The organism is Psychromonas antarctica, assembly GCF_022267535.1.
Lineage (GTDB): Bacteria > Pseudomonadota > Gammaproteobacteria > Enterobacterales > Psychromonadaceae > Psychromonas > Psychromonas antarctica.
In genome coordinates this window covers 1-913 of the sequence record NZ_JAHNZV010000264.1, presented here as the reverse complement: position 1 = coordinate 913, position 913 = coordinate 1, and the positions used below count along the sequence as shown (strand labels likewise).

1 protein-coding gene is annotated in these 913 nt (G+C 31.3%); it reads right to left on the bottom strand.

Translation table 11 applies throughout. The annotated features are described in order from the left end of the window. The coding region (locus tag KSO91_RS17390) for a polysaccharide biosynthesis protein (protein WP_238744273.1) at positions 1 to 845 on the bottom strand (845 nt) is incomplete at its 3' end. Positions 846 to 913 lie beyond the last annotated feature (68 nt).

Sequence of the window (913 nt, the reverse complement as noted above, 5' to 3'; positions counted from 1 at the left end):
GATATAAACCATGACGCTGGTAGTCTCATTAGAGGAATAAGAATAAACGGCGTAGATAATAAGAGACTTTTGAAAGTTGGATTGACATTGATTCTCACGGGTAATATTTTTTTCATATTAAGATAAAGAAGAGTAAAAATAAGGCTATACGAAAAGCTTAAAACCACGCCAATTAACCACAAATTTCCAGTTAGATCTGTAAAGTATAAGGGTAAAATACTAGCTATAAAACCAACCATATATGGCAATATAGTTGATGTAGTTCTGACTTCAGACTGTGACACCATATATACGACATTTGAACTAACTCTAAAATATTCAATTACAGCTCCCAAAGCAACAAATAAATAAACGTGTTTAAATTTCTCTGCAACCAAAATATCAAGTAAATATGGCGACAAACAAATTACAAATATCATTAGGCACATATAGATAGGAAGCATGACATCTGCAAGTTCATTCCATGCTTGCACTCGACATTTTTTAGTCGAGTTAGTAATTTTTCTTAAATATATAGGGTTAAAATATTGTACAGCCAAACTTGAAACAGCATTAAAAATAGCCCCAGACACAGAAAAGCCAACTGCAATTGACGCTAATATTTCAACGGAGTATTTATCACCAATAATTATTCGATACGAGGAATTCTGCCCCCATTGTAAAAAAAGAGTAATTGTTATAGGAATGATAAACACAAGAATTTTTTTACAATAAACATTATTCAATTTCCCCTTTAAAGCGCGTAAAGGATTATCACTTTTTTCGGAAAAATTAAGGTAAACAGGGTAAACAAATAATAACTGAGCAATTACTACCCCATATAACCACCCCATTCCGCTTTTCATTATGTATTCACTAATTAGTAGTGAAAAAATAAGTCCTAATAACAATGATAAAACGAGATACTTAATAA